General features: G+C 62.6%; 2 protein-coding genes. Both read right to left on the bottom strand.

Annotation, left to right across the window (positions count from 1 at the left end; genetic code table 11):
* A partial coding sequence (locus AC0L3U_RS38580; RefSeq protein WP_473364988.1) for a hypothetical protein occupies positions 1–243 on the bottom strand: 243 nt, incomplete at its 3' end.
* Positions 155–361: a hypothetical protein gene (locus AC0L3U_RS38575; protein WP_473364987.1), complete on the bottom strand. Its 207-nt coding sequence runs from the start codon at positions 359–361 to the stop codon at positions 155–157. The genes AC0L3U_RS38575 and AC0L3U_RS38580, both read right to left, overlap by 89 nt.
* Positions 362–398: the final 37 nt, after the last annotated feature.

Genomic DNA, 398 nt, shown 5'->3' with positions numbered 1-398 from the left:
CGCGATGCACTGGTCATCGACGACCTGCTCCATGGCCGCGTGCGAACCCATATCGCCCGCAGCCTGAAGGGCCAGCGTTTCGTGCTTGAGCAAGGCGTGTTGCAAGACGTCGAGCCAGCCGTGCGCGACAACCTGCTGCGCGCGGCGGACCAGCTCAGGGCCTGCGGTGCGCTGGTGGACGAGCGGCCCTGTGCCACGTTCCAGGGCATAAAAATTGCTGTTCGGCGGCGAGCGCTTTTTCACTCTGCGGTGCCTGGGTGTCGGTGGCGTTCTGTGCTTCGTGCTGTGGAAGAATCTGTTCGATGCGTGTGTTATCGAGCGCCAATGGTTTGCCTTGGTAGGCTTGTTTGAGTCCGTCGATCAGGGCCTGGATCTGCAGGTCCGGGACTTCCTGACGC

The organism is Bradyrhizobium sp. Kon69, assembly GCF_055807515.1.
Note: the sequence above shows the minus strand (reverse complement) of the source record. Positions and strands in the feature narration are given on the sequence as shown.